The sequence below is a fragment of the Nonomuraea sp. NPDC048901 genome (assembly GCF_040649695.1).
Classification (GTDB): Bacteria; Actinomycetota; Actinomycetes; order Streptosporangiales; family Streptosporangiaceae; genus Nonomuraea.
The window spans coordinates 174,783-199,873 of sequence record NZ_JBEZFW010000009.1 but is presented as its reverse complement, the minus strand read 5'-3'; the positions used below and the strand labels follow the sequence as shown (position 1 = coordinate 199,873).

Annotated in this window: 21 protein-coding genes; 8 read left to right on the top strand and 13 right to left on the bottom strand. The window is 70.7% G+C overall.

Translation table 11 applies throughout. From position 1 onward, the window contains the following. Nucleotides 1-37 precede the first annotated feature (37 nt). Entirely contained in the window at nt 38-946 is a 909-nt protein-coding gene (locus AB0C30_RS30765; protein WP_357951243.1) for a PDR/VanB family oxidoreductase, read from the bottom strand. Between the two features lie 23 nt (nt 947-969). Next, a complete protein-coding gene (locus AB0C30_RS30760; RefSeq protein ID WP_357951241.1) occupies nt 970-1,620 on the bottom strand; it encodes an MSMEG_1061 family FMN-dependent PPOX-type flavoprotein in 651 nt (216 codons plus the stop codon). Between the two features lie 69 nt (nt 1,621-1,689). Between AB0C30_RS30760 and AB0C30_RS30755 the strand changes: the two genes are divergently transcribed. Beyond that, nucleotides 1,690-2,307: a TetR/AcrR family transcriptional regulator gene (locus AB0C30_RS30755; RefSeq protein WP_357951239.1), complete on the top strand. Its 618-nt coding sequence runs from the start codon at nt 1,690-1,692 to the stop codon at nt 2,305-2,307. Between the two features lie 19 nt (nt 2,308-2,326). Here AB0C30_RS30755 and AB0C30_RS30750 read toward each other — a convergent pair whose 3' ends face one another. Beyond that, complete coding sequence (locus AB0C30_RS30750) at nt 2,327-4,024, bottom strand: acyl-CoA dehydrogenase family protein (protein ID WP_357951237.1); 1,698 nt, start codon at nt 4,022-4,024, stop codon at nt 2,327-2,329. A 30-nt stretch (nt 4,025-4,054) separates the two neighbouring features. Between AB0C30_RS30750 and AB0C30_RS30745 the strand changes: the two genes are divergently transcribed. After that, nucleotides 4,055-4,771 carry a PaaX family transcriptional regulator C-terminal domain-containing protein gene (locus AB0C30_RS30745; RefSeq protein WP_357951234.1) on the top strand — a complete coding sequence of 239 codons (717 nt, stop codon included), beginning with the start codon at nt 4,055-4,057 and terminating at the stop codon, nt 4,769-4,771. Between the two features lie 7 nt (nt 4,772-4,778). On the opposite strand, the gene AB0C30_RS30740 is transcribed toward AB0C30_RS30745, so the two are convergent. The 3 genes from AB0C30_RS30740 to AB0C30_RS30730 form a co-directional block, all read right to left on the bottom strand. Then, the gene (locus tag AB0C30_RS30740; RefSeq protein WP_357951232.1) at nt 4,779-5,813 is read right to left on the bottom strand and encodes a hypothetical protein; all 1,035 of its coding nucleotides are present in this window, start codon (nt 5,811-5,813) and stop codon (nt 4,779-4,781) included. A 63-nt stretch (nt 5,814-5,876) separates the two neighbouring features. Next, complete coding sequence (locus AB0C30_RS30735; protein WP_357951229.1) at nt 5,877-7,274, bottom strand: glutamate--cysteine ligase; 1,398 nt, start codon at nt 7,272-7,274, stop codon at nt 5,877-5,879. Between the two features lie 35 nt (nt 7,275-7,309). Next, on the bottom strand, nt 7,310-8,020 hold the full coding sequence (locus tag AB0C30_RS30730) for an SDR family oxidoreductase (RefSeq protein ID WP_357951227.1): 711 nt from the start codon (nt 8,018-8,020) through the stop codon (nt 7,310-7,312). A gap of 101 nt (nt 8,021-8,121) precedes the next feature. On the opposite strand from AB0C30_RS30730, the gene AB0C30_RS30725 reads away from it, so the two are divergent. From AB0C30_RS30725 to AB0C30_RS30715, 3 genes are all read left to right on the top strand, one after another. Next, entirely contained in the window at nt 8,122-8,952 is an 831-nt protein-coding gene (locus AB0C30_RS30725; protein WP_357951224.1) for a helix-turn-helix transcriptional regulator, read from the top strand. A gap of 1 nt (nt 8,953) precedes the next feature. Then, nucleotides 8,954-9,991 carry a zinc-dependent alcohol dehydrogenase family protein gene (locus AB0C30_RS30720; RefSeq protein ID WP_357951221.1) on the top strand — a complete coding sequence of 346 codons (1,038 nt, stop codon included), beginning with the start codon at nt 8,954-8,956 and terminating at the stop codon, nt 9,989-9,991. 95 nt (nt 9,992-10,086) lie between these two features. After that, nucleotides 10,087-10,692: a response regulator transcription factor gene (locus AB0C30_RS30715; protein ID WP_225289753.1), complete on the top strand. Its 606-nt coding sequence runs from the start codon at nt 10,087-10,089 to the stop codon at nt 10,690-10,692. A gap of 24 nt (nt 10,693-10,716) precedes the next feature. Here the strand turns inward: AB0C30_RS30715 and AB0C30_RS30710 are convergent, their stop codons facing one another. From AB0C30_RS30710 to AB0C30_RS30685, 6 genes are all read right to left on the bottom strand, one after another. Then, nucleotides 10,717-12,699 carry a prolyl oligopeptidase family serine peptidase gene (locus AB0C30_RS30710; protein WP_357951219.1) on the bottom strand — a complete coding sequence of 661 codons (1,983 nt, stop codon included), beginning with the start codon at nt 12,697-12,699 and terminating at the stop codon, nt 10,717-10,719. Further along, nucleotides 12,696-14,408: an ABC transporter ATP-binding protein gene (locus AB0C30_RS30705; protein ID WP_357951216.1), complete on the bottom strand. Its 1,713-nt coding sequence runs from the start codon at nt 14,406-14,408 to the stop codon at nt 12,696-12,698. The genes AB0C30_RS30710 and AB0C30_RS30705 overlap by 4 nt, the downstream gene beginning before the upstream one ends. Further along, on the bottom strand, nt 14,405-16,102 hold the full coding sequence (locus AB0C30_RS30700; protein ID WP_357951213.1) for an ABC transporter ATP-binding protein: 1,698 nt from the start codon (nt 16,100-16,102) through the stop codon (nt 14,405-14,407). The genes AB0C30_RS30705 and AB0C30_RS30700 overlap by 4 nt, the downstream gene beginning before the upstream one ends. Nucleotides 16,103-16,177: 75 nt before the next feature. Continuing rightward, nucleotides 16,178-16,309, bottom strand: coding sequence for a SapB/AmfS family lanthipeptide (locus AB0C30_RS30695; RefSeq protein WP_225289749.1), 132 nt, complete (start codon nt 16,307-16,309; stop codon nt 16,178-16,180). Between the two features lie 3 nt (nt 16,310-16,312). Continuing rightward, the gene (lanKC, locus tag AB0C30_RS30690) at nt 16,313-18,868 is read right to left on the bottom strand and encodes a class III lanthionine synthetase LanKC (protein WP_357951211.1); all 2,556 of its coding nucleotides are present in this window, start codon (nt 18,866-18,868) and stop codon (nt 16,313-16,315) included. Nucleotides 18,869-18,941: 73 nt separating this feature from the next. Beyond that, the gene (locus AB0C30_RS30685) at nt 18,942-20,045 is read right to left on the bottom strand and encodes a histidine kinase (protein ID WP_357951208.1); all 1,104 of its coding nucleotides are present in this window, start codon (nt 20,043-20,045) and stop codon (nt 18,942-18,944) included. Between the two features lie 235 nt (nt 20,046-20,280). On the opposite strand from AB0C30_RS30685, the gene AB0C30_RS30680 reads away from it, so the two are divergent. The 3 genes from AB0C30_RS30680 (at nt 20,281) to AB0C30_RS30670 (ending at nt 24,368) form a co-directional block, all read left to right on the top strand. Beyond that, nucleotides 20,281-21,249, top strand: a complete 969-nt coding sequence (locus tag AB0C30_RS30680; protein WP_357951205.1) for an aldo/keto reductase — start codon at nt 20,281-20,283, stop codon at nt 21,247-21,249. A 64-nt stretch (nt 21,250-21,313) separates the two neighbouring features. Next, nucleotides 21,314-22,996, top strand: a complete 1,683-nt coding sequence (polX, locus tag AB0C30_RS30675) for a DNA polymerase/3'-5' exonuclease PolX (RefSeq protein ID WP_357951202.1) — start codon at nt 21,314-21,316, stop codon at nt 22,994-22,996. A gap of 610 nt (nt 22,997-23,606) precedes the next feature. Continuing rightward, nucleotides 23,607-24,368 carry a hypothetical protein gene (locus tag AB0C30_RS30670; protein WP_357951199.1) on the top strand — a complete coding sequence of 254 codons (762 nt, stop codon included), beginning with the start codon at nt 23,607-23,609 and terminating at the stop codon, nt 24,366-24,368. 84 nt (nt 24,369-24,452) lie between these two features. On the opposite strand, the gene AB0C30_RS30665 is transcribed toward AB0C30_RS30670, so the two are convergent. Continuing rightward, nucleotides 24,453-25,070, bottom strand: a complete 618-nt coding sequence (locus AB0C30_RS30665) for a hypothetical protein (RefSeq protein WP_357951197.1) — start codon at nt 25,068-25,070, stop codon at nt 24,453-24,455. Between the last annotated feature and the right edge of the window lie 21 nt (nt 25,071-25,091).

Here is a 25,091-nt window from a genome sequence, read left to right as displayed (position 1 = left end):
TCGCCGAGTAGCCCAGAGACGGACGTAGCGCGGCCTCTCACAGATCGATGACGAGGCGGGGCGACAGCGAACGGGACACGCAGGCGTACATGCGACCGGGCGCGGCGCCGATGTCGTCGCGATGCTCCGGCTCGCCCTCCAGGACGGTGAGCTCGCAGCTGCCGCAGACGCCTTCCCGGCAGCCTGCGGGCACGGGGAGGCCGGCGTGGGTCAGGGCGGCCAGCAGCGACTCGTCCTCGGGTACCCGTACGGTCCGTTCCGATCGTGCGCACGCCACGTCGAACGCGGTGTTGGCCGCGAACGTCCTGGGCGTCGGGCGGAAGCGCTCGGTGTGCAGCCGCTCGGCCGGAAAGACGGCCTCGGAGGCGGTGAGCAGCGAGGCCGGCCCGCAGCAGTACACGACGGTCTCGGGTCCGAGGCCGGCACCGAGCGCGGCGAGGTCGGGGCGCCTGTCGCGCTCGGTGGCGACGATCGTCACCCGCTCGCCGTACGCGTCGCGCAGGTCGCCGGCGAAGGGCATGGTGGCGTACGTGCGTCCGGTGTAGACCATCGTGCCGGACGCGCCCTCGTCGACGGCCGCCCGCAGCATCGGCAGGATGGCGGTGATGCCGATCCCGCCCGCCAGGAAGAGGTAGTCGGGAGCCGGGACGAGCGGGAAGTTGTTGCGCGGCAGGGACACCTCCAGCGTGCGGCCCGGCCGGAGATAACGATGGATGTAGTCGGAGCCGCCTCGGCTGAGCCGTTCGTGGCGCACCGCGATGCGGTAGCGCCCGCGGTCCGCCGGGTCGCCGCACAGGGAGTATTGCCTGGTCAGCCAGTTCGGCAGGGCGAGGTCGATGTGCGCGCCCGGCTCCCATGGAGCCAGCGGACCGGTCGCGCCGCGCAGGGTGAGGGCGACGACGTCCTCGGCGACCCGGTCGATGCGGTCGAGAAGGGCGAGCTGCATAAGATGATCATTTCGGGTCTCGGTCAATAGAGTTTCCGGTAGTCCTCTTCGAGGCTCGCTTCGATGAGCCGCGGGTCGATGTCGAGCCCGAACTGCGCCGCCGCCACCTCACCGAGCGTCGGGAGCTCGTCCGCGAGTGCCTGACTGGCGGGATCCCACAGACGGGAGCGGATGAGCGCGCGGCCGCAGTGGAAGTAGGCCTCCTCGACGTCGACGACGAGGGCAAGTTCGGGCTCGCTGGCCTCGATCTGCATCCGGGCGAGCACGTCGGGCTCGTCGGTGGCATAAGCGCGGCCGTTGACGCGCAGACTCTCCCGCGAGCCGGGAATGAGGAACAGCAGCCCGATCCCGTCGTTCTCGGCGAGGTTGCGGAAGGAGTCGGCGATCTTGTTGCCGGACCGGTCGGGGATCGCGAGCGTGTGTTCGTCGAGGACCTTCACGAAGCCCGGATAGTCGCCGCGAGGCGAGCAGTCGGCCCGGCCCGAGGCGTCCGCGGTGGCCATCGCCAGGAAGGGCGAGTGCGCGATGAAGAGGCGGATGTGCTCGTCGATGCGATCTTGGATCTTGTTCGCGACCATCGCGTCGGGTTCGCCGAGCCGGGCACGGACCTCTTCCATGGACACCTCGCGGGGCCGCCGCCAGGGCTCGGCGAGTGGCGCATTTTGCCTGCTCATGGCACTATTATGAGCAATTATTCAATTCTTGCGCTACTCGCTTTCGCACTCTTCGGCAGGAGGTCCGCGGTGTCGGAGAAGCAATGGCTTCACCCGCGCAAACAGCCACGGCAGGCCCGCGCCGAGCTGACCCGCCAGCGCATACTCAAGGCGGCTGCTCACGTTTTCGCCGAGTACGGCTACGCCGCCGGCACCACCAACCGGATCGCCGAGCGGGCCCGCGTGTCGATCGGATCGCTGTATCAGTACTATCCGAACAAGGACGCCATCCTCCTGGAGCTGATGGCCGGCCACTTCGACAGCGGCGCGGCCGAGGTCGCCCGCCGCCAGGCCGAGGAGCTGCCCGACACCATCGAAGGCGTCATGCGCGTCTTCGTACAGGCCGCCATCGCGAACCACCTGGACGACCCGCAACTGCTGCGCATCATGGTGGAGCAGGCGCCGCGCTCCCAGGACCTGATGAAGAAGGTCTACCAGTTCAAGGACGCGCGGGTCGCCTATGCCCGCGAGCTGCTGCGCCGCTATCCCGAGGTGCGGGTCTCCGACGTCGACACCGCCGCCCGGATCATCAACGCCTCGATCGAACTGGTCGTCCACCAGGTCATCGCGGAGCACGAGCCCATCGACCTGAAGCGCCTGGAGGACGAGCTCGTCGCGATGTTCACCCGCTACCTGACGTCGGCGTGATCAGCGCCTTCCGGCCGCGTCAGAGTGTGAGAGCGCCCGCGAGAAGATCGTCAAAACGGTCCAGACCCTCTGCCGGGCGGTCGATCCCCCGCAACGGACCATGATCCGCGAGGTGCGCGTCGGCGTAGAGCCGGGCCACCAATGCCTTGCGGTCGGTGCCCAGCTCCCGGGCCTCCCAGGCCGCCTGCTCCAGCAGCAGCGCCGCCGCGTAGACGTCCGCCATGTACGTGGCCAGCGCGAACAGCTGCGCCTCCGCCCCGACGGGGTCCAGGGAGGACCAGGCGGTGATCGCCTTTCGGAGGTCCTCGACGCGGCCGCGAACGAGAGACACGGTCTCCGGGTCGACGGACGAAGCCGGGTCGACGGCGGAGACGAGCCGGTCGAGGAAGGGCTCGTGGGCGTTCTCGCGCAGCATCGCCCGCCGCACGTCGAGGCACAGGATGTTGTCGCCGCCCTCCCAGATCGGGTTGACCTGGGCGTCGCGCAGCAGCCTGGCCACCGGCCACTGCTCGATGTAGCCGTTGCCGCCGTGCACCTCGATCGCGTCGCTGGCCGCCGTGACGCCGAGCCGGGCCGTCCGCAGCTTGATCAGGGCGGGGGCGATGCGCAGGCGCGGTCCGACGAGGCCGTCGAAGACGAGCGCCTGGGCCGCCTCGACCTCGACGATCAGCTCGGCCAGCTTGCGGCGCATCAACGGCTGTTCGATGAGCGGCCGGCCGAACGCCTCGCGAGAGCGCGCGTAGCAGAGCGACTCGACCAGAGCGCGTCTGGCCACGCCGACACCCATCATCGCCACGCCGAGCCGGGAGGCGTTGGTGAGCTTCATCATCGTGCCGAGCCCCGAGCCGGCGCCGCTTCCGGCCAGCAGGAACGCCTCCGCGTCGGCGAGCTCCACCTCGGCCGAGGCGACGGAGCGGGTGCCGAGCTTGTCCTTCAGCCGCCTGATCCGCACCCCGTTGCGCGAACCGTCACGGCGCTCCCACAGCACCAGGAACGGCGCCACGTCACCCTCGGGAAGCCGGGCGAGCACGACGAAGGCGGAGCCGTTGGCGTTCGAGGCGAACCACTTGAGCCCGGACAGCAGCCAGGAGTCGCCGTCGGGCACCGCCGTGGCCTCCAGGGCGGCCAGGTCGGAGCCGCCGGTCCGCTCCGTGAACATCTGAGCGGCCTCGCCGGAGTAGAAGCCGTTGGCGAAGATCGCCCGCACCCGGTCCCGTACGTCCTCGGGCGCGTGCCGCTCGGCCAGGGAGACCACCATGTCCCCGCCCGTGCCGAGCGCGCAGCCCATCCCGATGTCGGCCTGGTCGAGCAGGTACGTCCAGGCGGCGGCGAGCGCGGCGGGATTCGCGCCGTTCGCCCGGGCCTCCTCGGCGAACGTCGGTGCGGTGAAGTTGTTGGCCATGAGGGCGTTCCTGGCCGTGTGGAAGGAGGGCGGCATCACGACCTCACTGACGTCCCGGCCCCACTTGTCGTACTTCTCCAGCCGCGGCGGGTGCCGATCGGTCTCCTCCGCGCACTCGGCCACCGTGCCGCCCATCAGCGCGCCCAGCTTCTCCAGGTAGGGCGTGGCCCAGGCGAAGCCGTCGCCCAGGTGGCGCCGCATGAGCAGTTGCAGCGTCGGATCGCAGCTCCACCAGTTACGTCCCGTCGCGCCCTGATAGCGCTCGGTGGCGTATCGGTCGCTGCTGTCGAATGATTCGATGAGATAGCGCCCCATACCCCGGACATTACATATACTCGACACGCGATGGAAGAGCGTAACAATCTCAGTGCGAGGTCGGCTGTGCTGAGCGCGCTGCTCGGCAGCCATCCGCCCCGGCTGGCCGCCCGCCACCTGGTGCGCATCGGCGCGCTGTTCGGCATCGCCGAGGGGACCGTGCGGGTGGCGCTGTCACGCATGGTGGCGGCGGGCGACCTGGTCCAGTCCAGCGGCCGCTACACGCTGTCCGACCGCCTCATCGAGCGTCAGGGCAGGCAGGACGAGAGCCGCGACCCGCACACCAGGCCGTGGGACGGCACCTGGGAGATCGCGGTAGTGACGGCCGAGCGCCGCGCCCCCGCCGACCGGGCCGCCTTCCGGCACACGATGACCGCGCTACGCCTGGCCGAGCTCCGTGAGGGCACCTGGCTGCGCCCGGCCAACCTGCTGCGGCGGTGGCCCGAGAGCGTCACCGCCCAGTGCACGCTGATCGACGGCCGCCCGCGCGACGACCCCACGCCGCTGCTGTGGGACCTCGACGGCTGGGCGGGCGAGGCGCGCCGGCTGGAGAGCGCGCTCGACCGGGCCGAGGGCCTGACCGAGGGGTTCCTGGTGTCGGCGGCGGTGGTACGCCACCTGCTGGCCGACCCGCTGCTGCCCGAGGAGCTGCTGCCCGGCGACTGGCCGGGCCCTCGGCTGCGCACCCGCTACGACGACTTCGACCGCCACTACCGTGAACTGCTGTACCGGCACCTCGGCGATTGACAGCACCTCACAGATTGACCGCGAAGATCACCCGCTTGTTCCTGAACTCGGTGACGCTCCACAGCCTGCCGCCCTGCACGGTCAGGTCCTCCGGCCCGATGGGATAGGGGCGGGTGACGAGCTTGCCCTCGGTGCTGACGTGCAGCTTGCCGTTGGTGTTGCCGTCGGCCGCCTGGCTCATGTACCACTTGCCGCCGCTGGAGAGCGCGCCCTGGATCTTCGGCAGGCCCATGACGTAGGCGTCCCTGGGCACGCCGCCGCTGAGCTCCAGGTCCCAGCGGGCGACGCGGCCGTTGGCGTCGTTCTCGTGGTATTCGCCGCAGATGAGGGTGTGCGGGGTGGTGCTGCGGTCGATGGAGGCGAACGAGAAGAGGGCGCCGGTCGTGGCGAGGCGCCAGGAGTCGCTCTGCGGGATGACGTAGCGGTAGCCGAAGGCGTTGTACTTGCCGCCCTGACGGCCGATCCGCGTCGGATCGCCCAGGTCGTTCTGGGCGGTGCGCAGGTCGAGCAGGTGGTTGAGGTCGAAGACGCGCAGTCCCTTGGTCGTGTCGGCCACGTAGAGCAGGTCGCCGTGCCAGGCCACGCCCCCCGCGTGGATGTTGATCGCCGCGTACGACCCGTCGGGCTTGGCCTCGACGAGGAGCGCGTGCTGGTACTTCAGCGTCTGCGGGCTGAGGAAGGTCACCCTGATGCCGCGTTCGACGACGGGCGGCGACGGCTTGAAGTACCAGCTGGCCACGAACACCGGGACCCCGGCGGAGCCGGAGTCCTCGCCGCAGGTCAGGCCCTGCGGATACCAGTCGGTCGTGTCCTCGTCCTTGGCGTCGAAGGCGTACCAGTCGACCGGTTTGGGGTTCATCGAGCCCAGCGCCCCCGTCGCCCCCTTGCGCTCGCCGGTCCGGTTGGCGTGGGCCAGCACCGCCTCCACGGAGACGGCGCCGATGCCGCCGGCCAGCTTGGCCGCCCCCTCGGCCAAGGTGCCCGTAGCCCTGCGTAAGGTGAAGGGCGTCTTGTCGATCGGAACCATCCCCGGTGCAGCCATACTTCCCTCGCTTTTCCGTCGATGTCTCGTGTATTCGACGGATCAGCGGCCGCGAAAGTTCGGCTAACTCCAGGTATGTACGGGTTGACCGGAAAGGGCGAGCTCGTGATAGCGCCGCACCAGCCGCTCCGCGTCGCCACCGAACTCGGCCAGCGTTTCGCGCTGCCACGCCGCTCCGGTACGGCGCAGCCGGGTCCGCTGCCTGATGACGTCCAGCGCGCCGTCGGCGTCCGACGGCGTGACCCCGGCCGCGAGCAGCCCCTCCCTGGCCTCGGGCAGCAGCTCGAGCACCAGGTCGGCGGCCGCGAACTCACCGTCCCGGCCGGGCCAGGACAGCTTGGCGTCGAGCCCGTGCATGGCGGCCCGGTAGAAGTTCTGGTACGCCTCGGCGAACGCGTACTTCGTGAGGTCCCGCTCAGCCTGCGACATCGTCAGTCCGATGAGGAACGCGGTGTTGGCCGCCATGTCCGCGCACGACGGCCCCGCGGGCAGGGCGCGCATCTCGATCCGCAGGTGGCCGCCGTCTGACGGGTCGTAGACGGGCCGGTTCCAGTGCCAGATCGTGCCCTGGTGCAGCCGCAGCTCGGGCACGTCCAGCGGGTCGGGGTTATCCGTCATGTCGGGCAGGACCGGGTCGTAGTCCCGTACGTACCGCTCGAACAGCTCGTAAGCCCCCTCGCGCACCCAATCAGACCCGAACGTGACCCGGCCGTCCTTCCGATAGCGCCGTTCCAGGTCCCGGTCGTCGGCCGCCTCCTCCATCAACGCGATCCTGGTCTCCTCCCGCAGCTGCCTGCCCAGGAAGAACGGCGAGTTGCCGCAGGCCGCCAGCACCGGCCCGGTGGCCAGCTGCGCCGCGTTGAACAGCCGGGCGAACCGGTCCGGCGGCGTGCGGATGTGCACCTGCCACGAGGTGTTGGCGCTCTCCAGGATGACGTCCTCGACCGCCAGCTCCAGGTCGTCGATCTTGACCAGGAACGGCTCCAGCCGCAGCCGCCGCAGCCCCCGGCTCATCGCCCGGTAGCGGTTCTGGTCGCTGATCGCCTCCTTGGTGAAGTCGTCGGCGCTCAAGGTGGGCAGGATGCCGATGGGCACCGCGCCGCCACCCTCGACCGCCCGGTCCACGCTCGTCAGGGTCTCCTGCACCTCCGCGCCCAGCTGCTCGAACGGCCGCCCCTCCAGCGGCACCGGAGTCAGGTTGACCTCCAGGTTGAAACGGCCGAGCTCCAGGACCACGCGGGAGTCGCCGAGCGCGTCGCGCACCTCGGCGTTGCGCGGCAGCGGGCGGCCCGCCTCGTCGATGAGGAACAACTCCAGCTCCGCGCCGATGGTCGTCGGCCCCGCGCCGAAGCCCGGCCTGTCGAGCAGCTCGCGCAGCACGCCGAGCTGCTCATGGAGACGCTCTCCGAAGCGGGTGTACTCCGCTTCGGAAAACCGCTCTTTGTCCAAATCTTGTCCCATGCCTCCTTACTGTCCGGACATCTCCCTTCCACACCTCACCAAGTCAGCGGGCCGTCCTCATCCAGGAAGGCACCGGTCGGGCCGTCGGCGTCGAGGGTGGCCATCCGTACGGCGATCGTCGCGCCCTGCTCCGGCGTGCGCGGACCGGTGTGCCCGTTGAGGTCGGTGGCGCAGTAACCCGGGGTGACGGCGTTCACCTTGATCGAGGTGTCCCATAGCTCCTTGGCGTAAGAGACGGTGATCATGTTGAGCGCGCTCTTGGAGGAGTTGTAGGCCATGAGGTTGCGCTCCCAGAGGCGGCTGTCCGGGTCCATCACCATGGACAGGGAGCCGAGCTCGCTCGACATGTTCACGATCCTGGCCGCCTCGGCCTGGCGCAGCAGGGGCAGCATCGCGTTGGTCACGGTGACCACGCCGAACACGTTGGTCTCGTACACCTGCCTGAGCTCGTCAGCGCTGATGGCACTGGGGCGCGGGTCCTCCGTCCAGACCATGACCCCAGCATTGTTCACCAGGATGTCGAGCTTGCCGTACTCCTGCTCGATCCACTTGGCGGCGGCCTGCACGCTGTCGGCGTCGGTCACGTCGAGCCGCACGTACGGCTGGCCGATCCGCTCGGCGGCGGCCCGGCCGCGCTCCTCGTCGCGCGCCCCCACGATGGCGGTGACGCCGCGCTCGCCGAGCAGCCGCGCGATCTCGAAGCCGATTCCCTTGTTGGCACCTGTGATGAGGGCTGTTGTCGTCATGGTTCAACGCTCTCGTGGATCGGGCCGCAGCGTGAGAGACCTCCTTAGGCTGGGATCGGCGGTACCACCCAAGAGGCCACGATCTGCCCGAAGATAGAGGGATGGACCGCACCAAACTCGCCGAGTTCCTCCGCAGCAGGCGCGCCCGCGTCACGCCCCGCGACGTGGCGCTGCCCGAGGCCGGGCGCCGTCGTACGCCGGGCCTGCGCAGGCAGGAGGTCGCGCAGCTCGCGGGGATGTCGATCGACTACTACATCCGGCTGGAGCAGGGACGCGGGCCCCATCCGTCACGCCAGGTGCTCAACGCGCTGGCCAGGGCGCTCATGCTCAACCAGGACGAGCGCGGCCACCTGTTCAACCTGGCCGGCCAGGCGCTGGAGACACCGCGCATCAGGGCCGACGTGCCCGAGGCCATCCTGCACCTCATCTCCTTCCTGGAGGAGGTGCCCGCCTATGTGGTCGACGCCAAGTACGACATCCTCGCCTGGAACCCGCTCGCCGGCGTGGTCATGGGCGATCTCGACGCACGCTCGCCCGACGATCTCAACGTCATCCGCTGGGTGTTCCGCTCCTCCGACATCGGCGGGTACTTCGAGGACGAGGAGAGGAGCCGCTTCGCCCGCGGCTCCGTGGCCGACCTCCGCGTCGCGGCGGGTCGTTACCCGGATGACCAGGGCCTCCAGGCGCTGGTCGCGGAGCTGCTCGCGTTGAGTCCCGAGTTCGCCGAGATCTGGGCCAGGCACGAGGTGGCGGTCCGCCGGCACAACACCAAGCGCCTCGACCTCCCGGACCTCGGCGTCATCGACGTGACCTGCCAGGTCCTGGCCGTGCCGGACCGCGAGGACCTGCGCCTCGTCATCTACACGGCCGAACCAGGCTCACCCTCGCACCAAGCCTTGCGCAAGCTGCGGCAGTTGACCCTAAGCTCATGAGATGCGAGCCGTTGCGTTTGACCTGTTCGGTGGGGAGCTCGACCTGCGCGAGCTGCCCGACCCCTCGCCCGCGCCGCACGGGGCGGTGATCAGGGTCGAGGCGACGGGCCTGTGCCGCAGCGACTGGCACGGCTGGCAGGGCCACGACCCCGACATCCGCGTCCTGCCCCACGTGCCGGGGCACGAGCTCGCGGGCGTCGTGGAGGCGGTCGGCTCCGAGGTGCGCGGCTGGCTGCCCGGCGCCAGGATCACCGTCCCGTTCGTGTGCGCCTGCGGATCCTGTACGGCCTGCGCCGCCGGCCAGCAGCAGGTGTGCGAGCGGCAGACCCAGCCCGGCTTCACCCACTGGGGCTCCTACGCCGAATACGTGGCGATCGACCACGCCGACGTGAACCTGATCCCGGTCCCCGAGGAGATGGCCTACGTGACGGCCGCCGGGCTCGGCTGCCGCTTCGCCACCGCCTTCCGCGCCATCACGCAGGTGGGGGCCGTGCGGCCGGGCGAGTGGGTGGCCGTGCACGGCTGTGGCGGGGTGGGCCTGTCCGCCATCATGATCGCCACCGCGGCCGGGGCGCGCGTGGTGGCCGTCGACATCAACACCGACGCGCTCCAGCTCGCCGAGCAGGCCGGCGCCACGCACTTCGTCGACGGCTCGGCCGGTGACGCGGGCGCCCAGGTCAGGGAGCTGACCAGGGGCGGGGCGCATCTGTCGATCGACGCGCTGGGCAGCCCCCAGACCTGCGTGGCCTCCGTCGAGAGCCTGCGCCGCCGCGGCCGGCACGTACAGGTCGGCCTTCTGCCCGGCGCGGCCACCCCGGTGCCGATGGACCGGGTGATCGGGCATGAGCTGCGGCTGCTCGGCAGCCACGGCATGGCCGCGCACGACTACGCGCCGATGATGGAGATGATCAGGGCCGGGATCCTGCACCCCGACCAGCTCGTCACCCGGACCATCGGGCTCGCCGACGCGGGCAAGGCCCTTTCCTCGATCGGCAGCGTGCCCGGCGTGACGATGATCACCCCGCGCTTCCCCCTGTAGCGGCCGCTTGGTATGCCGCTGACCGCTTTGCAGGGGATGCCGGATACGTCAGACTTGTAGGCTCACAGGCTTGCTGGCTGACCGTGAGGACAACAGTGATCCGAACCTTGCTCGCTGAAGACATGCATCTGGTGCGAGGAGCGATCGTGGCATTGCTGGCCTATGAGGAGGATATCGAGATCGTCGCGGAGGTCGACCGGGGTGATCGCATCCTCCACGTCGCCCAGACGGTCCGGCCCGACGTCGCCGTGCTCGACGTCGCGCTGCCCGGCAAGGACGGGCTGGAGGCCGCCGGTGAGCTGCACGACAAGCTGCCGGAGTGCGGCGTGCTCATCCTCACCGGCGTCGGCACTCCCGGGCTGCTGAAGCGGGCCCTGGACGTGCACGTGCGGGGGTTCATGGCCAAGGACGCGCCGCCCGGCCGGCTCGGCGATGCCATCCGGAGAGTGGCCGCCGGGGAGCGGGTCATCGACTCCGAGCTGGCGATCGCCGCGATGAGCCCGCCGGAGGCGCCGCTGACGGAGCGGGAGCTGGACGTGATCGGGGCCGCGGCCGAAGGGGCCACGGTGTCGGAGATCGCCGCGTCGTTGTTCCTCGCGGAAGGAACGGTCCGAAATTACCTCCACCGGAGTACGGCGAAGCTGGGGGCGCGCAGCCGGATCGACGCCATCCGCATCGCCCGCGAGTCCGGCTGGATCTGACCCCGCCCGCTGGAGACCGGCGACTTAGGGCATCGGTTCCAGGCCGGTGTGGGCGGCGGCGAAGGCGAGCACGTCGGCGGCCAGGGCGATCGATCTGCTGACCGCCCTGGCCCCGTGGCCGACGTCGCGCTCGTGGCGCAGCAGGATCGGCCGTTCTCCCGCCGTCGCCCATTGCAGGGCCGCGCACATCTTGCGGGCGTGCATCGGATCCACCCGCGAGTCGGCGCCGGAGACCGTGAACAGCGTCGCCGGGTAGTCGATCCCCTGGTGTACGTGGTGGTAGGGCGAATAGCCGAGCAGCCAGCCCAGCTGCTCGGGAAGGTCCGCGGAGCCGTACTCACCGGTCCAGGCCGCCCCGAGCCCCGACCGCTCGTACCGCACCATGTCCAGCAGCCCCGCGGAACACACGACGGCGGCGAACAGCTCCGGCCGCCGCGTCATCGCGGCCCCCACGAGCAGGCCGCCGTTCGACTCGCCCCAGACGGCCAGCTGACCGGGGGTCGTCCACCCGTCGGCGATCAGCTTCTCGGCGGCGGCGGTGAAGTCCTGGAAGACGTTCTGCTTGCGGTCCAGCATGCCGTCGCGGTGCCACGCCTCGCCTTCCTCCCCGCCGCCGCGCAGGTTGGCCACGGCCAGTACGCCGCCTGCCTCGACCCAGGCCAGGGAGTCGGCCGCGTACCCGGGGGTGAGCGACATCCCGAACCCGCCATAACCGGTCAGGATGGTCGGACGGGGGCCGCCGGGGTGCGGGCCCGCCACGACCACCATGCGGACCCGGGTCCCGTCGGCGGAGACGTACTCGAGCTGGTGACTCTCCACCCGCGAGCCCGTCACCGCCGCGCCGCTCGCGGCCGGTGACCAGCGGGTCGTCGTTCCCTCGCGGGCGTCGTGGCGCCAGACCTCCGCCGGGGTGACCGCGTCCGTGTAGACGAACCACGCCTCGTGGCCGCCACCGGGACGCGCGGTCAGCGAGGCGATGGAGCCGCTGCCGGGCAGCGGGACGGTGCCGGTGCGCTCACCCGTTGCGGCGTCGTGGACCGCGAGCTCGCCGACCGCGTGGCGGGTCCTGGCGATCAGCAGCCGGCCGCCGTCGAGCAGCGTGAACGTCCCGAGAACGGCCGCGGGGTCCTCGGGCACGAGCTCCTCCCACGCGGCGGGGGTGGCCGGGTCGGCGACGCAGAGCCGGCGGCGGGGCGCGTCCTGGTCAGTGAGGATGTACAGGCGGCCGTCCGGGCCCATCGCCGCCGCGGCGCGCGCCGCCACCCCCTCCTGGATCACCTTCAGATCAAGGTGCTCGGGCGGGCCGGCGGACAGGTCGGCGAGGTAGAGGTCGTTCCGGGCGGGGGTGCCCGCCGAGATCACCAGCCAGCGCCCGTCCGCGCTGATCTGCAGGCCGTACGAGAGCGCGCCCCGCGTGAAGACCTGGACGTCGCCGCCGTTTCGCCGGTGCAGGTGTACGCCCTGGTGGAAGCGGACGTAGAAGAACTCCCTGCCGCCGGGCAGCCAGGCGACCGGTGAGTAGCGGCAGCCGCCGATCGGGCCGTCGACGATCTCGCCGGTGGCGACGTCCATGACGTACAGGTCCGCCCGCTCGTCCCCGCTCCTCGACAGCTGGTACGCCAGCAGGCGCCCCTCCCAGTCGGGCTGCCAGTCGTCCAGCGTGGTGAGACCGGTGGCGTCGAGCTCCATGGGGTCGAGGACGGCCCGGTCGTCGCAGTACAGCACCGGGTGCTCCTGGCCCGCGGACTGGGACAGGTGGAAGCGCCGGTCGCCACGCCATACCGGCGGGGTGGTCATCCCGGTGACGCTGAGCTCGGTCAGGCGCTTCTGGAAGTGCTCGCGGAGAGGCAGGCCGGCGGCGTGGTGCCGCCAGAGCCGGTCCTGCTCTGCCTGCCAGCCTTGGGTGGCCGGATGGGCGGCGTCCTCCAGCCGGCGGTAGGGGTCGGTGACGAGGTGGCCGTGCAGCTCCTCGACGAGGGACAGACGCTCTGCGTCCGGATATTTCATGACACGGGCTCCGGTTGCCAGTGGCCGGCCAGGTCGGCGTAGGTGGGTGAGAGGCGCACCAGCTCGTCATGCGTACCGACCACGGCCTGGCCGGCGTCCATGAGCAGGATGCGGCGGGCGCGCGTGGCCGAGGTGAGGCGGTGGGCGACGACGATCAGCGTGCCACCCCGCTCCGCGAACGCGGCCTCCACCCGCGCCTCGGCGGCGGGGTCGAGATGGCAGGTGGCCTCGTCCAGGATGACCAGGCGGGCCGGGGCCAGGTAGGCGCGTACGAGGGCGATCAGCTGACGCTGCCCGGCGGACAGGGAGCCGGGGTCGAGCTCCGGCTCCATGTCCGCCAGCAGGCTGGTGGCGCCGAGCGCGGTGACGGCGGCCTCGACCTGGTGGGGTGGCGCGTCGCTCAGGTACGTGAGGTTCTCGTGCAGCGAGCCGCGGAAGACGTACGCCTCCTGAGGGATCAGCACCCGTGTGGCGGGGGGCACGTCGGCGGCGGGCACTCCGCCGATCCGGACGTCACCTGCGTCCGGCTGGAGAAGACCGCTGACCAGGGCCGCCAGAGTGGACTTACCGGCGCCGCTCGGGCCGACGACCGCCAGGTGGTCGCCCTCGGGGATGTCGAGATCAAGACCGTCGATCACCGCCTCGGAGTGCGGCCCGTACGCGAACGTGACCCCGCTCAACCGCACACCGCCCGCGTGTGTCCGCCTCGATCCGGCCGTGGGGATCGATCCCAGGACTACAGGCGGGATCGGCGCTGGGGCCGGGGCTGGGAGGCCGGAGGTGGCGATGCGGCGGAGGGTGGCCACGAGGCTGACGCCGCTGACGCCGAGGCCGTGGACGAGGCCGTTCAGGGCGGGGGCCAGCGACTGGGTGACGTAGGCCAGGGCGCCCACGACGACCCCCGCGCCCACGCCGCCGCTGAGCAGCCAGGGCGTACCGGTCAGGAGGAGCACCACGGGCAGCCAGGCGCCGACGGCGAGCGCGATCGTGCGCGCGGCGGTCACGCGGGCCAGCGCGCGCGCCGCCGACGCCTGCGCCTCGACCCGGTCGGCCAGCGCCGCGCCCACGCGGTCCTCCGCCCCGCAGGCCACGATGTCGCGCAGCCCCCCGGCCATGCCGGTCATCGACTCGGCGAGCAGTTCGTCGGCCATCAGGAACGCCCGCTGCCGCCGCGCCAGAGCCGGCAGCGACACCAGGAACAGCCCCAGCCCGGCGACGAACGGCGGCAGCACCAGCACCGCCGCCTGCGGAGCCAGCGTGAGCAGCCCCAGCACCACGCTCACCACGGTGAACGCGAACCCGCGCACAGTGGTGACCACCGCCGCGAAGGCGTCCCTGGCCAGCTCCACCTGGAGACCGGCCCGGGTGACGGCGGCGGTGTCCGGACGGGCGGTCACCGATTGGGCGGCCCGGCGCATGGCTCCGCCGACCACGTGAGTGAGCAGGTCGTCCCGGAACGGCTCCGCGACCGCCGCCACGGCGAGAATGATCTGGCGGGCGGCGACGGCGGCGACCAGCCACGCACAGCCGAGCGCCGCCAGCCAGACCAGCCCAAGGGCGGGGCGGCCCGCCGCGAAGCCGTCCTCGATGGCGCGGGCGACGGCGTGCCCGATGAGGAACGCGGGCGCCGCCTCCAGCACCGACCACAGACAGAGACGTAGCAGCGCGTACGGCCGACGCCGCAAGGCCTGCCAGAGCAACTGCTTCATGAGACGTCTCCCGATTCCCGGGGCCCCTGGAAGACGGCCCGGTAGTGCGGGTTCGCCCACAGTTCGTGGTGCGGCGCGTGGCCGAGCACCCTGCCGTCCTCCAGCCAGACGACCCGGTCGGCGCGGGAGGCCGTGGTGAGCCGATGGGCCACGATGAGCCGGGTCCGTCCTCGGGGGTCGGCGGTGAGGGCGTTGCCGACCTGGCGTTCGGTGACGGTGTCGAGGCTGGAGGTGGCGTCGTCGAGCACCAGGAGGCGCTCTCCTTGCGCGAACGCCCTGGCCAGGCCGATCCGCTGCCGTTCGCCGCCGGAGAGCGGGGTGTCGGCCATGGGGGTCGCGTACCCGCCGGGCAGGCGGCGGATGAACCCGTCGGCGCACGCCGCCGTCGCCGCCGCGGGTACGACCCCTTGGTCGTCCGCACCGAGCCCGATGGCCGCGCCGACGGTGTCGCCGACCAGGACCGGCCGTTCGAAGGCGTACCCGATGGCCCGTCTCAGCTCGGCGCGGTCCAGCTCCGGCAGCGGTACGCCGTCGAGCAGCACCGTTCCCCCGGCGGGGTCCGCCAGCCGCGCCGCGAGGGCGGCGAGCAGCGACTTGCCGGATCCCGAACGCCCCACCACGGCTGTGACCGACCCACCGGCGATCATCAGCTCGTCCACGGCCAGACCGGGCATCGTGACCCCCCGGAACTCCACGCCGCCGAGCCCGTCAGGTGGTCTCGAGGTGCCGTACCGGGTGGTGGGCAAGCCGAGGACCTCGGCGACGCGTTCGGCCGCCGCGCGTGCCCTGGCCAGGCCGCCGATGTAGCCGAGCGCGGTGCTCAGTGCCGCGCCCAGGACGGCGTACCTCGCCGCCGCGTACAGTTCGCCGATCGTGAGCTCGCCGGCGGCCAGCCGGAGTCCGCCCACGGCGAGTACGGCCACCTCCACCAGCGGCACGACGAGGCCCGCCTGGACACCGGCCGAGGCGTTCGCCCGCCACAGCGCCATGCCGTGGGCCCGCAGCCGGTCCATGGGCGCCAGGACCCGGCGCGTCTCGCGGTCGGCGGTCCCGGCGGCGGCGATCGTCCGGGCGCCGCCGAGCGCGTCCACCAGCCGGGCGGCGATCTCGCCCTGTACCTCCTGGTAGCCGCCCGCGATCGTGGTCGTGGCCCGGAGAAAGGCCCGCAGGACGAGCAGGATGAGCGCGATCCCGGCGACCAGCGTCGCGGTCAGCACGGGATCGATGAGCGTGAGCGCCACCAGCGCGCCGAGCGTGGGGACGAGCAGCGCCAGCGCGCCGGTCACGGATTCGGGCGCCCGACCGGCCTCCTCGGCGTTCAGGCCGGCGCGGGTGACCAGCTCGCCTTCTGGGAAACGGCGGATCGCGGCGGGGCCGACGCCCAGCACGTGACGCAGCACCGACAGGCGCAGCCGGGCCGCCGCGTACGCGCTGCCCGCGCCGCGTGCCCAGACCCCGGCGCTCTCGCAGAGCATGATCCCGGCCACGATCACCGCGCAGGCCGCCAGCCAGGACGCGGTATCGGGCCGGGCGGAGACGAAGCCGTCGACGGTACGGCCGATCGCGTAGGGCAGTGCCAGCTCGGCGGCCGCGCCCCCGATCGCCGTGACCGCGAGGACGGCGGGCCATGGGCCGCTTCGCCGTACCGCGTCCATCACCAGCCGGTCTCCGGCCCGCACGACCGTCTCCTTCATCTGGCCCAACAGAGGAAATGCCAGTGACCAATCCCCGCGCCGCCGTAAGCGACGCGGGGATCGGCGCTAATGTGATCAGTGACAAAGTGCGACACTGAGGTTGCTCGGGTGGCCTGAGTGACACGTCAGAGCGGTCAGAGTGCTGCCGCCACTGGCGACATCGCTGCCGGCCGGGGTCTCGAGACCCTGCAGGTCGAGAAGTACCATGGTTTACACCTCCTTCTGGGACTGGTTGGAGACAGGCCGCCGGTCGGCGGCGGCCTCGAGGAAGGGCAGGCGTCCCGGCTGTTCGCCCATCACTGTGCCGAGGGCGAACAGGACGCCTGCCGTTCCGGTCGCGAAATCCATGGAGAGGCGCAGCAACTGGTCGCCGGGGAAGGCCAGGCCTCCGCCGTACGGCAACGCGTGCCAGCGCAGACCCTTGATCTGAGCCTCAGAAGGACCATCGAGCCCGCAGCCGAGCGCGGCGACGATGCCCGCGCGCCCGGTGAACAGCCCCGGCTGGACGAAGAACCCCGACCGCGCGACCAGTCGCAGATCACGCAGCGCGGTGGCGAACTCCTCGTCCTCCCGGTGCGCCAGGTAGCGGGCGAGCACCAGGCCGATCCCGACGGACCCCTCGTCCAGGTACGGCAGCAGCCGCCAGCCCTGGTTCACCTGGAGTGAGCCGTCCTCGGCCGCGCGGCAGCGGCGCAGGTCCTGCCGGAGCGCGACGGCGGCCAGGTCGAGCAGCGCCGCGTCACCGGTGCGCTCATAGGCGTGCAGGAACAGCAGGGCGGGTCCGCAGGAGCCGTACATGAGCCCGGCCCGCGGATTCGTGCCGCCACTGAGCTCAGGGACGTCGTCGGCGCCGCCGAGCCGGTCCGCGCAGATGTCGACCGCTTTGAGCGCGCTCCGTTCCAGCTCGGGCTCGCCCAGGTGGAAGAGGTTCAGCCCGATGCCGGACAGGCCGGAGAAGAGGGCCGATTCCAGGCCGTCCCACTTCTCACGCAGACTGATCTCGACCACGTCGAGCGCGTCCTGCCGGTGGCCGAGCAGGTCGAGGGTGTAGGCGATGCCGTGCAGGCCGTCGTAGAAGCCGAGGCCGGAGCCGGACACCGGGCGCTTGGCCCGCGCGAGCAGCCAGCTCTCGTACTCGGGGAAGCGGCCGGTTCCGGTCGCGGCCAGGGCGTACAGGACGCCGGCGGCGCCGTAGGCGAGGTTCAGGCCGCCGCCCGGCTGGAACTGGGCCACGTCGCCGGGGAAGAGCCGGTCGTCGCGGCCGGGTGTTGCGGATGTCCGGATGGCCCGGCACATCGCGGCGCGCAGTTCGGGCCAGGTGGCGCTGCCGGGCATCGGCAGGGCGCGCATCTCGCCGTCGTCGCGGTCGTCGCCCGCGATCGTGGACACGGCCGGCGCGATCTCGCGGGTGAAGGTGTCCGCCACGATCTCGCCGAGGTGCGCGACCTTGGCCCGGTGCAACGGCAGCATGATGGTGCACTGCGGGGCGAACAGCCCGAGCCGCAGGCAGGCCATCGCGTACCTGTCGACGTCGGTGCCCCGACGGTCGGCCGGCGCCGCGTACGCGGGATGGGCCAGCGCGGCGCGGCCGCCCTCCTCGGCGAGCGTGGCCACCTCGTAGTCGATGAGCACGACCCGGCCGCTCTCGGTCAGCAGGATGTTGTCGGGATGCAGGTCGCCGAAAACCACGCCGCGCTCGTGCAGCGACGCCAGCGCCCGGTCCACCCGGTCCAGGGTGTCGAGGGCCCAGTCGGTGTAGCCGGCGAGGTCGTCCGGCGTACACGTCGCGCGGGTCAGCGGGTATCTGTGCACCAGGCGGCGTTGCAGCGTGGTCCCGTCGACGAACTCCTGCACCAGGAAGTGATGCTCACCGAGGGTGAAGTAGCCGAGCAGCTCCGGCGCCGCGGACAGCCCGGCCAGGCGGCTCAGTATGTCGCGCTCGTGCGTCAGCCGCGCCACCGCGTCCCGTCCCGCGTTGTCGAGCCCGGCGTACGGCCTGGCCTCCTTCAGCACGACCCGGTCACCGGTTCGCTGGTCACGGGCGAGGTAGACGCCGCCGCCGTTGGAGAAGTGCAGCACGTTCTCGATCTCGTACGGCAGGCCGGTCGTGGTCACGGCGTTGCGCGCGGCGAGATGAGGCTCAAGGAACTCGGGCAGCGTGGTCCAGGGCGGCACCGAGAACGTGGCGCCCCGCACGTCGGGCACGAGCTGTCCCCCGCCGTCCTCGACGGCCAGCACCCGCTCGCCGCCGGACAGGCAGTGCCGCTCGGCGAAGCCGCCGTAGCGGACGAACAGCGGTCCCTCGCCGTAGCGCAGGTCGCTCAGGATGTACGGGCCGCGTACGTCGCGCAGGAGTTCGTGCAGCTCTTTGAGAACGAGTTCGAGCTGGCTCTCGTCCCTGGGATAAATGGTGACCAGTTTGCCGCTCGACGCCCTGGACGCGGCCTTGGAATTGAGCATGACCAGGACCGGCAGGCCGCGCAGGAACTTGAACGCGATCCCGCGGGGCAGGCAATAGTCCCAGACGGCCGCCAAGGCCCGTTCGGCGTCGTCCACGCGGGCCGAGACGTGAATCTTCCAGCCCTGGGAGGGCAGGGGCGCCACTCCGCCCGGCGCGTAATAGCACCAGGTCTCCGTCGCCTCGTGCAGCCATCCTTCGGGGACCGGCCGGTGCGCGATGGGAAAGTCGGCGTCCTCGGCGGTGCTGTGCTCGAGGGTGTCGTAGAAACGACCGTCCGCGAGGCAGTACAGCTCATACTGGTCCATCCGGTGCGACCTCCCGTGCGTTGTCAATAAGAGAATGGCAACGCACGGACAAGGCGTCTAGTAACACACAACATTATCGAGGTGTGCTTACCTCATAGGCATTTGTGAATTTCACACGTTTGTTTATCTGGGGCACATATACCGAAAAGGTGAATTGCCCGCTGCGGACCGCGGTGATCTCCAGCCAGCCGCCCACATCGGCCATCCGCTCGGTCAGGTTCATCAGCCCTTGGCCCGACTCTCCCGCCCTGCGTACCGGGTGGACGCCGTCGTTCTTGATCGACAACCGGACCAGTTCGTCGCGTTCGAGCAGCTGGATGGCGCACTGTCGCGCCTCCGCGTGGCGCAGCACGTTGGTCACGCCTTCGCGCAGGGCGTGCGTGAGCGCGTCGGCGACGTCACCGGGCAGGTCGGGGCACGCCACCCGGATCTGGCACCGCACTCCCACCGACTCAAGCAGGGCGCGCGCCGAGCTCATCTCCACCTCCAGCGAGGAGCGCCGCCCGCCGTGGGCGACGGCCCGTACGTCCCCCGCCAGGGTGCGCAGCAGCTCGAGGGTCTCGCCGACCTCCAGCTTGGCCTTCTCGTTCTCCTCGTCCACCAGCCGATCGATGAGCTGCGTCTTCAGCACCAGGGCGGTGAGCCGGTGGCCCACCAGGTCGTGCAGGTCCCTGCTGAAGCGGCGGCGTTCGAGCGCCACGGTCGTACGGATGGCGTCGGTCCTGGCGCAGGCCAGCCACTGCGCCCGCACGGCCAGGCTCACCAGGGCGTACTCCATCAGGCCGAGCACCGGGGCGGCCAGCGCCCACCCACGGTCGGCGAGCCCTTCATGGGGAGCCGCGAGCAGGACCGGCCCGCAGCACACGGCCAGCGCCACCAGCGTGGCCGACCTGATGCGCCCGGCCACCACCAGCAGCGCGCCGGCCAGCAGCCCGCACATCGGCGTCCACGCCGCCCCGAACAGGGCCAGCGGCACGTACGTCAGCCAGGCCTGCACGCCGACCAGCCACCACCCCCCGGTCCTGCCGGCCAGCGTCCCCAGCACGAACTGGGCGTGCACGGCCAGCAGGAGGAGCAAGGCCACCGAGGCCGCCGGCGAGAATCCCGAGCCGGCGAGCTCTGCCTGCACCGGAACCGTCACGGTGAGCAGCCCCGCCATCAAGGTCAGCCAGGCCATGTCCAGAGGAGAAGAGGGAATGTCGCCGAGAAGACGCAGCCGAGGAGCCGGCTCGCTTCCTAATCCATTCACTTGTCCCCCGTCGCGCTGCGTCACGAGCACCGAACCGTCCGTTGTCCCTCTCCAATCGACCCGATGTACCGCGTTCTGTAAAGCGCAATGTCGGCTTCGAGCAGAACTTTCTGCCCGCACCCGCCTGACTTAGGCCGCGTGACGTCGTCATAGGGTTGCCGCTATGGATTACAGACGACTTGGTGACACCGGCCTGCGGGTCTCGCGCATCTGCCTCGGCATGATGAGTTTCGGGGATCCGGCCAGGCAGGAGTGGGCGCTGCCCGAGGACCAGGCCGAACCGCTCGTCCGCCGGGCAGCCGACGGTGGGGTCACGTTCTTCGACACAGCCGACGTTTACAGCGCCGGCGAGAGCGAGGTCGTGACCGGAAACCTGCTACGCAAGATCTTCCCCAGGCGCGAGGACTACGTACTGGCCACCAAGGTCTATTTCCCGATGGGCAAGGGAGGCAACGACCGGGGCCTGTCGCGCAAGCACATCTTCGACGCGATCGACGCCTCGCTGCGCCGGCTGGGCACCGACTACGTGGACCTCTACCAGATCCACCGGTGGGACGACGAGACGCCCATCGAGGAGACCATGGAGGCGCTGCACGACGTGGTCAAGGCGGGCAAGGTCCGCTACATCGGGGCCTCGTCGATGTGGGCGTGGCAGTTCGCCAAGGCCCAGCATGTGGCGCGGGAGAACGGCTGGACCAGGTTCGTGTCCATGCAGAACCACTACAACCTGCTCTACCGGGAGGAGGAGCGGGAGATGCTCCCGCTCTGCGCCGACCAGGGCGTGGGCGTGATCCCGTGGAGCCCGCTGGCGCGCGGCGTGCTGGCCCGCGCGGGCGCGGCCCAGTCGACGACCAGGGCCGGCTCCGACGCGCGCATCGACGCTCTCTACGACCCCGAGAACGACCGGCTCATCCTTGACCGGGTGGCGGAGCTCGCGCGCGAGCACGAGCTGCCGGCCGCCCAGATCGCCCTGGCCTGGGTGCTCCAGCAGCCGACCGTCACGGCCCCCATCGTGGGCGCCACCAAGCCGGGCCATGTGGACGACGCGCTCGCCGCGGTGTCGGTGTCGCTTTCTGACAAGGACCTGGCCTCCCTCGCGGAGCCTTACCGGCCGCGCGAAGTGCGTATGTAGCCCCGCGCCGCCGTCGCGCGCATCGGCCTCGCCGTTTGTCGGAGGGGATCCCTAAGCTGGCTCCATGGCTAGGGCTAACGATGATGCGGCGGCGGCGCTCTCCGAATACGCGGAGCTGTTCGCGCTGACCGGCGGCGACGCGTTCCGGGTGCGGAGCTACCAGAAGGCCGCCAAGGCGATCGCCGGGTTCCCCGAGGACATCTCGGTGGCCGACGTCCGGAGTGTGCCGGGCGTGGGCGAGGCGATCGCCAAGAAGATGGAGGAGTTCCTGCAGCGCGGGAGCTTCCGCCAGCTCGACGACCTGCGCGGGCGGGTGCCCGAAGGGGTGCGGCGGCTGACCCGCGTGCCGACGCTGGGGCCGAAGACGGCGATCATGCTGTTCGAGGACTACGGCATCGACTCGCCCGTGGCCCTCGGCGAGGCGATCACCTCCGGGCGGCTCGACGGCGTCAAGGGGCTCGGCCCCAAGACCCTCGCCAACCTCCTCAAGGGCATCGAGCAGCTCGAGCAGTCGGGCCGCCGGGTGCACATCGGCGTCGCCATGTCCCTGGCCGAGCAGGTGATGGCCTCGCTGAAGGCCGAGCGGATCGCCTACGCCGGGTCACTGCGGCGGATGAAGGACACGATCGGCGACATCGACATCCTGGCCGTGGCGCCCGAGTCCATCATGGCGGACTTCCGCGCCCAGCCCTATGTCGCGGAGATCATCGCGGCGGGCGACAAGAAGACGTCGATCCGCACCACGTCGGGCCTTCAGGTGGACCTGCGCGTGGTGCCGGCCCAGTCGTGGGGCGCGGCGATGCAATACTTCACCGGCTCGAAGGAGCACAACGTCGCCATCCGGGAGATGGCGGTGAAGAAGGGCTGGAAGCTCTCCGAATACGGACTGTTCGAGGGTGAGACGGTGATCGCCTCGGAGTCCGAGGAGGACATCTACGCCGCGCTCGGCATGCAGTTCGTACCCCCGCCCATGCGCGAGGACGGCGGCGAGGTGAAGGCCGCGCTCCGCCACGAGCTGCCGGATCTCCTCCAGCTCCCCGACCTCAAGGGCGACCTGCACACGCACACCAACCTGACGGACGGCATCGCCTCGCTGGCCGACATGGTGGCGGCGGGACACGCCCGCGGCTACCTCTACTACGCCGTCACCGACCACGCCCCCGACCTGGCCATGCAGCGGATGACCCTGGACAAGGCGCTGGAGCAGCGGCAGCAGGTCGCGGAGCTGCAACAGAAATATCCCGACATGCGGATCCTGCACGGCACCGAACTCAACATCGCCCCCGACGGCTCCGTCGACTGGCCCGGCGAGATCCTCCGCGAATTCGACGTGTGCGTCGCCTCGGTCCACTCGCACTTCGGCATGTCCCGCGACGATATGACCCGCCGCTTCATCGCCGCCTGCGAAAACCCGTACGTGGACATCATCGGCCACCCGACCACCCGCAAGATCGGCAAGCGCCCGCAGGTGGACGCCGACTGGGACGCCGTCTTCCGCGCGGCCGGCCGCACCGGGACGGCCATGGAGATCGACTCCTTCCCTGACCGCTCAGACCTGCCCGCGGACCTGGTCCGCCTGGCCAAGCACCACGGGGTGAAGTTCTCGATCGACAGCGATTCACACGCCATCCCCCACCTGGCCAACCAGCGGTTCGGCATCGGGATCGCCCAGCGCGCCTGGCTGACCACGGATGACGTCATCAACACCTGGCCGCTCGAGCGCCTGCTCGCCTTCCTCGGCCGGTAGGAGCGGCCATCGCCTGCTCGCTTTCGTCGCCGACAGGCGCGGCCATCACCTGCTCGCCTTCCTCAGCCGACAGGCGCGGCCATCGCTCGATCGCCCGCGCGGAACGGGCTCAGGCGCGGTGATCTCTCAAGACACCCCCTGAGCCGCCGCGCCGCGCGACTCCTTCGCCACCTCCAACCTCAGGTGCGTGGCGAACGGAGACCCGGGCACCTGAGTCCGGTGCGGCCGGACCTGCTCGCTCCCGACCTCGAACAACCTGATCCCTTCCCCCATTGGTACGGGCGCCAGATGGATACGCAGGTCGTCGATGAGCCCGGCACGTAGAAACCCGCCGTCCCCTATCGGCCCCGCCACCGATCGCGACGCCCCGATCTCCGGCCACCGCCCGAGCCCGCGCCAACGCACTTTCAACACCATCGGTGAACACGCCCTCAACACCGTCAGTGACGAACGTGAACGGCGAGCCGTCCCTGACCCACTCCTCCGGCGGCTGAGGAGTCATCACAAGACGGGGCAGTCCACCCGGAGAATGACCACCCACAGGTGGATGTGGCCACCAACGGATTACGCGAAAGTAGTCCCACCTTCACCCCACGAAAGGACGGCGATCATGCCACCGGCGCCCAAGCGATCGAGAGCCCGCAAGATCTGGACCCGGGCTCTCGCAGCGCTGGCCGTGCTGCTCGTCGCCGCCGTCGCCGGCGTGGCGGTGGCCTACCCCTCCGTGGCCGCCACGACGTGCCCCGGCTGCTACGGCCTGACTGAGCTCCGCCCCGGTGTCTACATCGAGCGCGACCTATCGCCCCAGCAACGTTCACAGGTCAGCCAGACGGTTGACGCCGCCACGAAGAGGGTCGACACCTTCTACGGCGGCAGAAAGAGCTCACCCAGCCTGCTCATCTGCGCCACCGAGGAGTGCTACCAGCACATCGGCGGCCACAAGGAGCGTGGCATCGCCGTTCTGAACCGCTCCGTAATGCTGTCGCCTCGCGGCCTCGACACGGTGATCGCTTCACACGAGATGTCCCACGTCGAGCTCCACACCCGCCTCACCTCCGGGGCAGAGGTCCCGCAGTGGTTCGACGAGGGCCTCGCCGTAGTCGTCTCCGACGACCCCCGCTACCTCGCCCCGCGAACGACCGGCGACCGCTGTCTGGTCCTACCGACCGCTCCGTTGCCCGTCTCTTTAGACGAGTGGCTGAGTACGGCCAGCAAGGATACGAACACGTATGCCAAGGCCGCCTGCCAAGTAGACCGCTGGCTCCGAGCCAACGGGGATCGGCAGGGCTTGGAGTCCCTCATTCAGCACCTCAACACCGGCGAGACCTTCGACTCCCTCGTCCCCAATCGAGCACCCGATCATTCACCCTGAGCTCAACCTAGCCCATCAGCGTCCCCGAACGGCGGACCCGGAGAGCCTGCGCAAGCAGCCCATCAGCCACGCCCTGCGGGAAGCTCAGGCGGCCTGTGGGGGCGAATACAGCCACGGGTCGCGCAGGTCGAAGTAGGTGAGTTCGCCGTCGAACAGGTCCTTCCACTGCTCGAAGAGCTCCCGCATCTCGGCCGGGAGCTCCTTGCCCTCGCCGTCCCTGGCCGCCTGCTCAGAGGTGAAGTACGCGACCTCGGTGTATCCGCCGTCCCCGTGCAGCGCGGCGAACCCGCCGATGAGGTCGGGCCGGAATGCGGCCATGTCCCGCTCGCTCTGGGCGGTGATCTCCCGCATCCGCTGGAAGTCCCGGACCCGGCCCTGCATCACCTGGACGAACCCCGCCGCATCGGACCCGCCCTTCAGATACGTGTACGCCTCGGCGCAGTCGTGGAAGGTGACCTCGCCGCTGAAGAGCTTCTGGGTCTCGGCCCACCACTGACCCTGCTCCGGCCGCTCGCTGTTGCGCCGCGCCGCCTCCTGCGACTCGAAACGCACCGTGTTCACGAACATGCCGTCGTCTGTCACGCCGGCCGTCGTACCGAGCCAGCCGTCCACCCCTGGCGCGAGCTCGGCGTGCCATCGGTCCAACGCCGCCCGCATCTCGCCAACGTCCCCGACCTGTCCCTGAATGACCTGGATGAACATCGCGGCCCCCTCGCTGTGTAC

Coding starts and splice junctions, on each gene's coding strand:
- AB0C30_RS30765 (WP_357951243.1), bottom strand. CDS start 946: ATGCAGCTCGCCCTTCTCGACCGCATCGACCGGGTCGCCGAGGACGTC.
- AB0C30_RS30760 (WP_357951241.1), bottom strand. CDS start 1,620: ATGAGCAGGCAAAATGCGCCACTCGCCGAGCCCTGGCGGCGGCCCCGC.
- AB0C30_RS30750 (WP_357951237.1), bottom strand. CDS start 4,024: ATGGGGCGCTATCTCATCGAATCATTCGACAGCAGCGACCGATACGCC.
- AB0C30_RS30745 (WP_357951234.1), top strand. CDS start 4,055: ATGGAAGAGCGTAACAATCTCAGTGCGAGGTCGGCTGTGCTGAGCGCG.
- AB0C30_RS30740 (WP_357951232.1), bottom strand. CDS start 5,813: ATGGCTGCACCGGGGATGGTTCCGATCGACAAGACGCCCTTCACCTTA.
- AB0C30_RS30735 (WP_357951229.1), bottom strand. CDS start 7,274: ATGGGACAAGATTTGGACAAAGAGCGGTTTTCCGAAGCGGAGTACACC.
- AB0C30_RS30730 (WP_357951227.1), bottom strand. CDS start 8,020: ATGACGACAACAGCCCTCATCACAGGTGCCAACAAGGGAATCGGCTTC.
- AB0C30_RS30725 (WP_357951224.1), top strand. CDS start 8,122: ATGGACCGCACCAAACTCGCCGAGTTCCTCCGCAGCAGGCGCGCCCGC.
- AB0C30_RS30720 (WP_357951221.1), top strand. CDS start 8,954: ATGCGAGCCGTTGCGTTTGACCTGTTCGGTGGGGAGCTCGACCTGCGC.
- AB0C30_RS30710 (WP_357951219.1), bottom strand. CDS start 12,699: ATGAAATATCCGGACGCAGAGCGTCTGTCCCTCGTCGAGGAGCTGCAC.
- AB0C30_RS30705 (WP_357951216.1), bottom strand. CDS start 14,408: ATGAAGCAGTTGCTCTGGCAGGCCTTGCGGCGTCGGCCGTACGCGCTG.
- AB0C30_RS30700 (WP_357951213.1), bottom strand. CDS start 16,102: ATGAAGGAGACGGTCGTGCGGGCCGGAGACCGGCTGGTGATGGACGCG.
- AB0C30_RS30695 (WP_225289749.1), bottom strand. CDS start 16,309: ATGGTACTTCTCGACCTGCAGGGTCTCGAGACCCCGGCCGGCAGCGAT.
- lanKC (WP_357951211.1), bottom strand. CDS start 18,868: ATGGACCAGTATGAGCTGTACTGCCTCGCGGACGGTCGTTTCTACGAC.
- AB0C30_RS30685 (WP_357951208.1), bottom strand. CDS start 20,045: ATGGCCTGGCTGACCTTGATGGCGGGGCTGCTCACCGTGACGGTTCCG.
- AB0C30_RS30680 (WP_357951205.1), top strand. CDS start 20,281: ATGGATTACAGACGACTTGGTGACACCGGCCTGCGGGTCTCGCGCATC.
- polX (WP_357951202.1), top strand. CDS start 21,314: ATGGCTAGGGCTAACGATGATGCGGCGGCGGCGCTCTCCGAATACGCG.
- AB0C30_RS30670 (WP_357951199.1), top strand. CDS start 23,607: ATGCCACCGGCGCCCAAGCGATCGAGAGCCCGCAAGATCTGGACCCGG.
- AB0C30_RS30665 (WP_357951197.1), bottom strand. CDS start 25,070: ATGTTCATCCAGGTCATTCAGGGACAGGTCGGGGACGTTGGCGAGATG.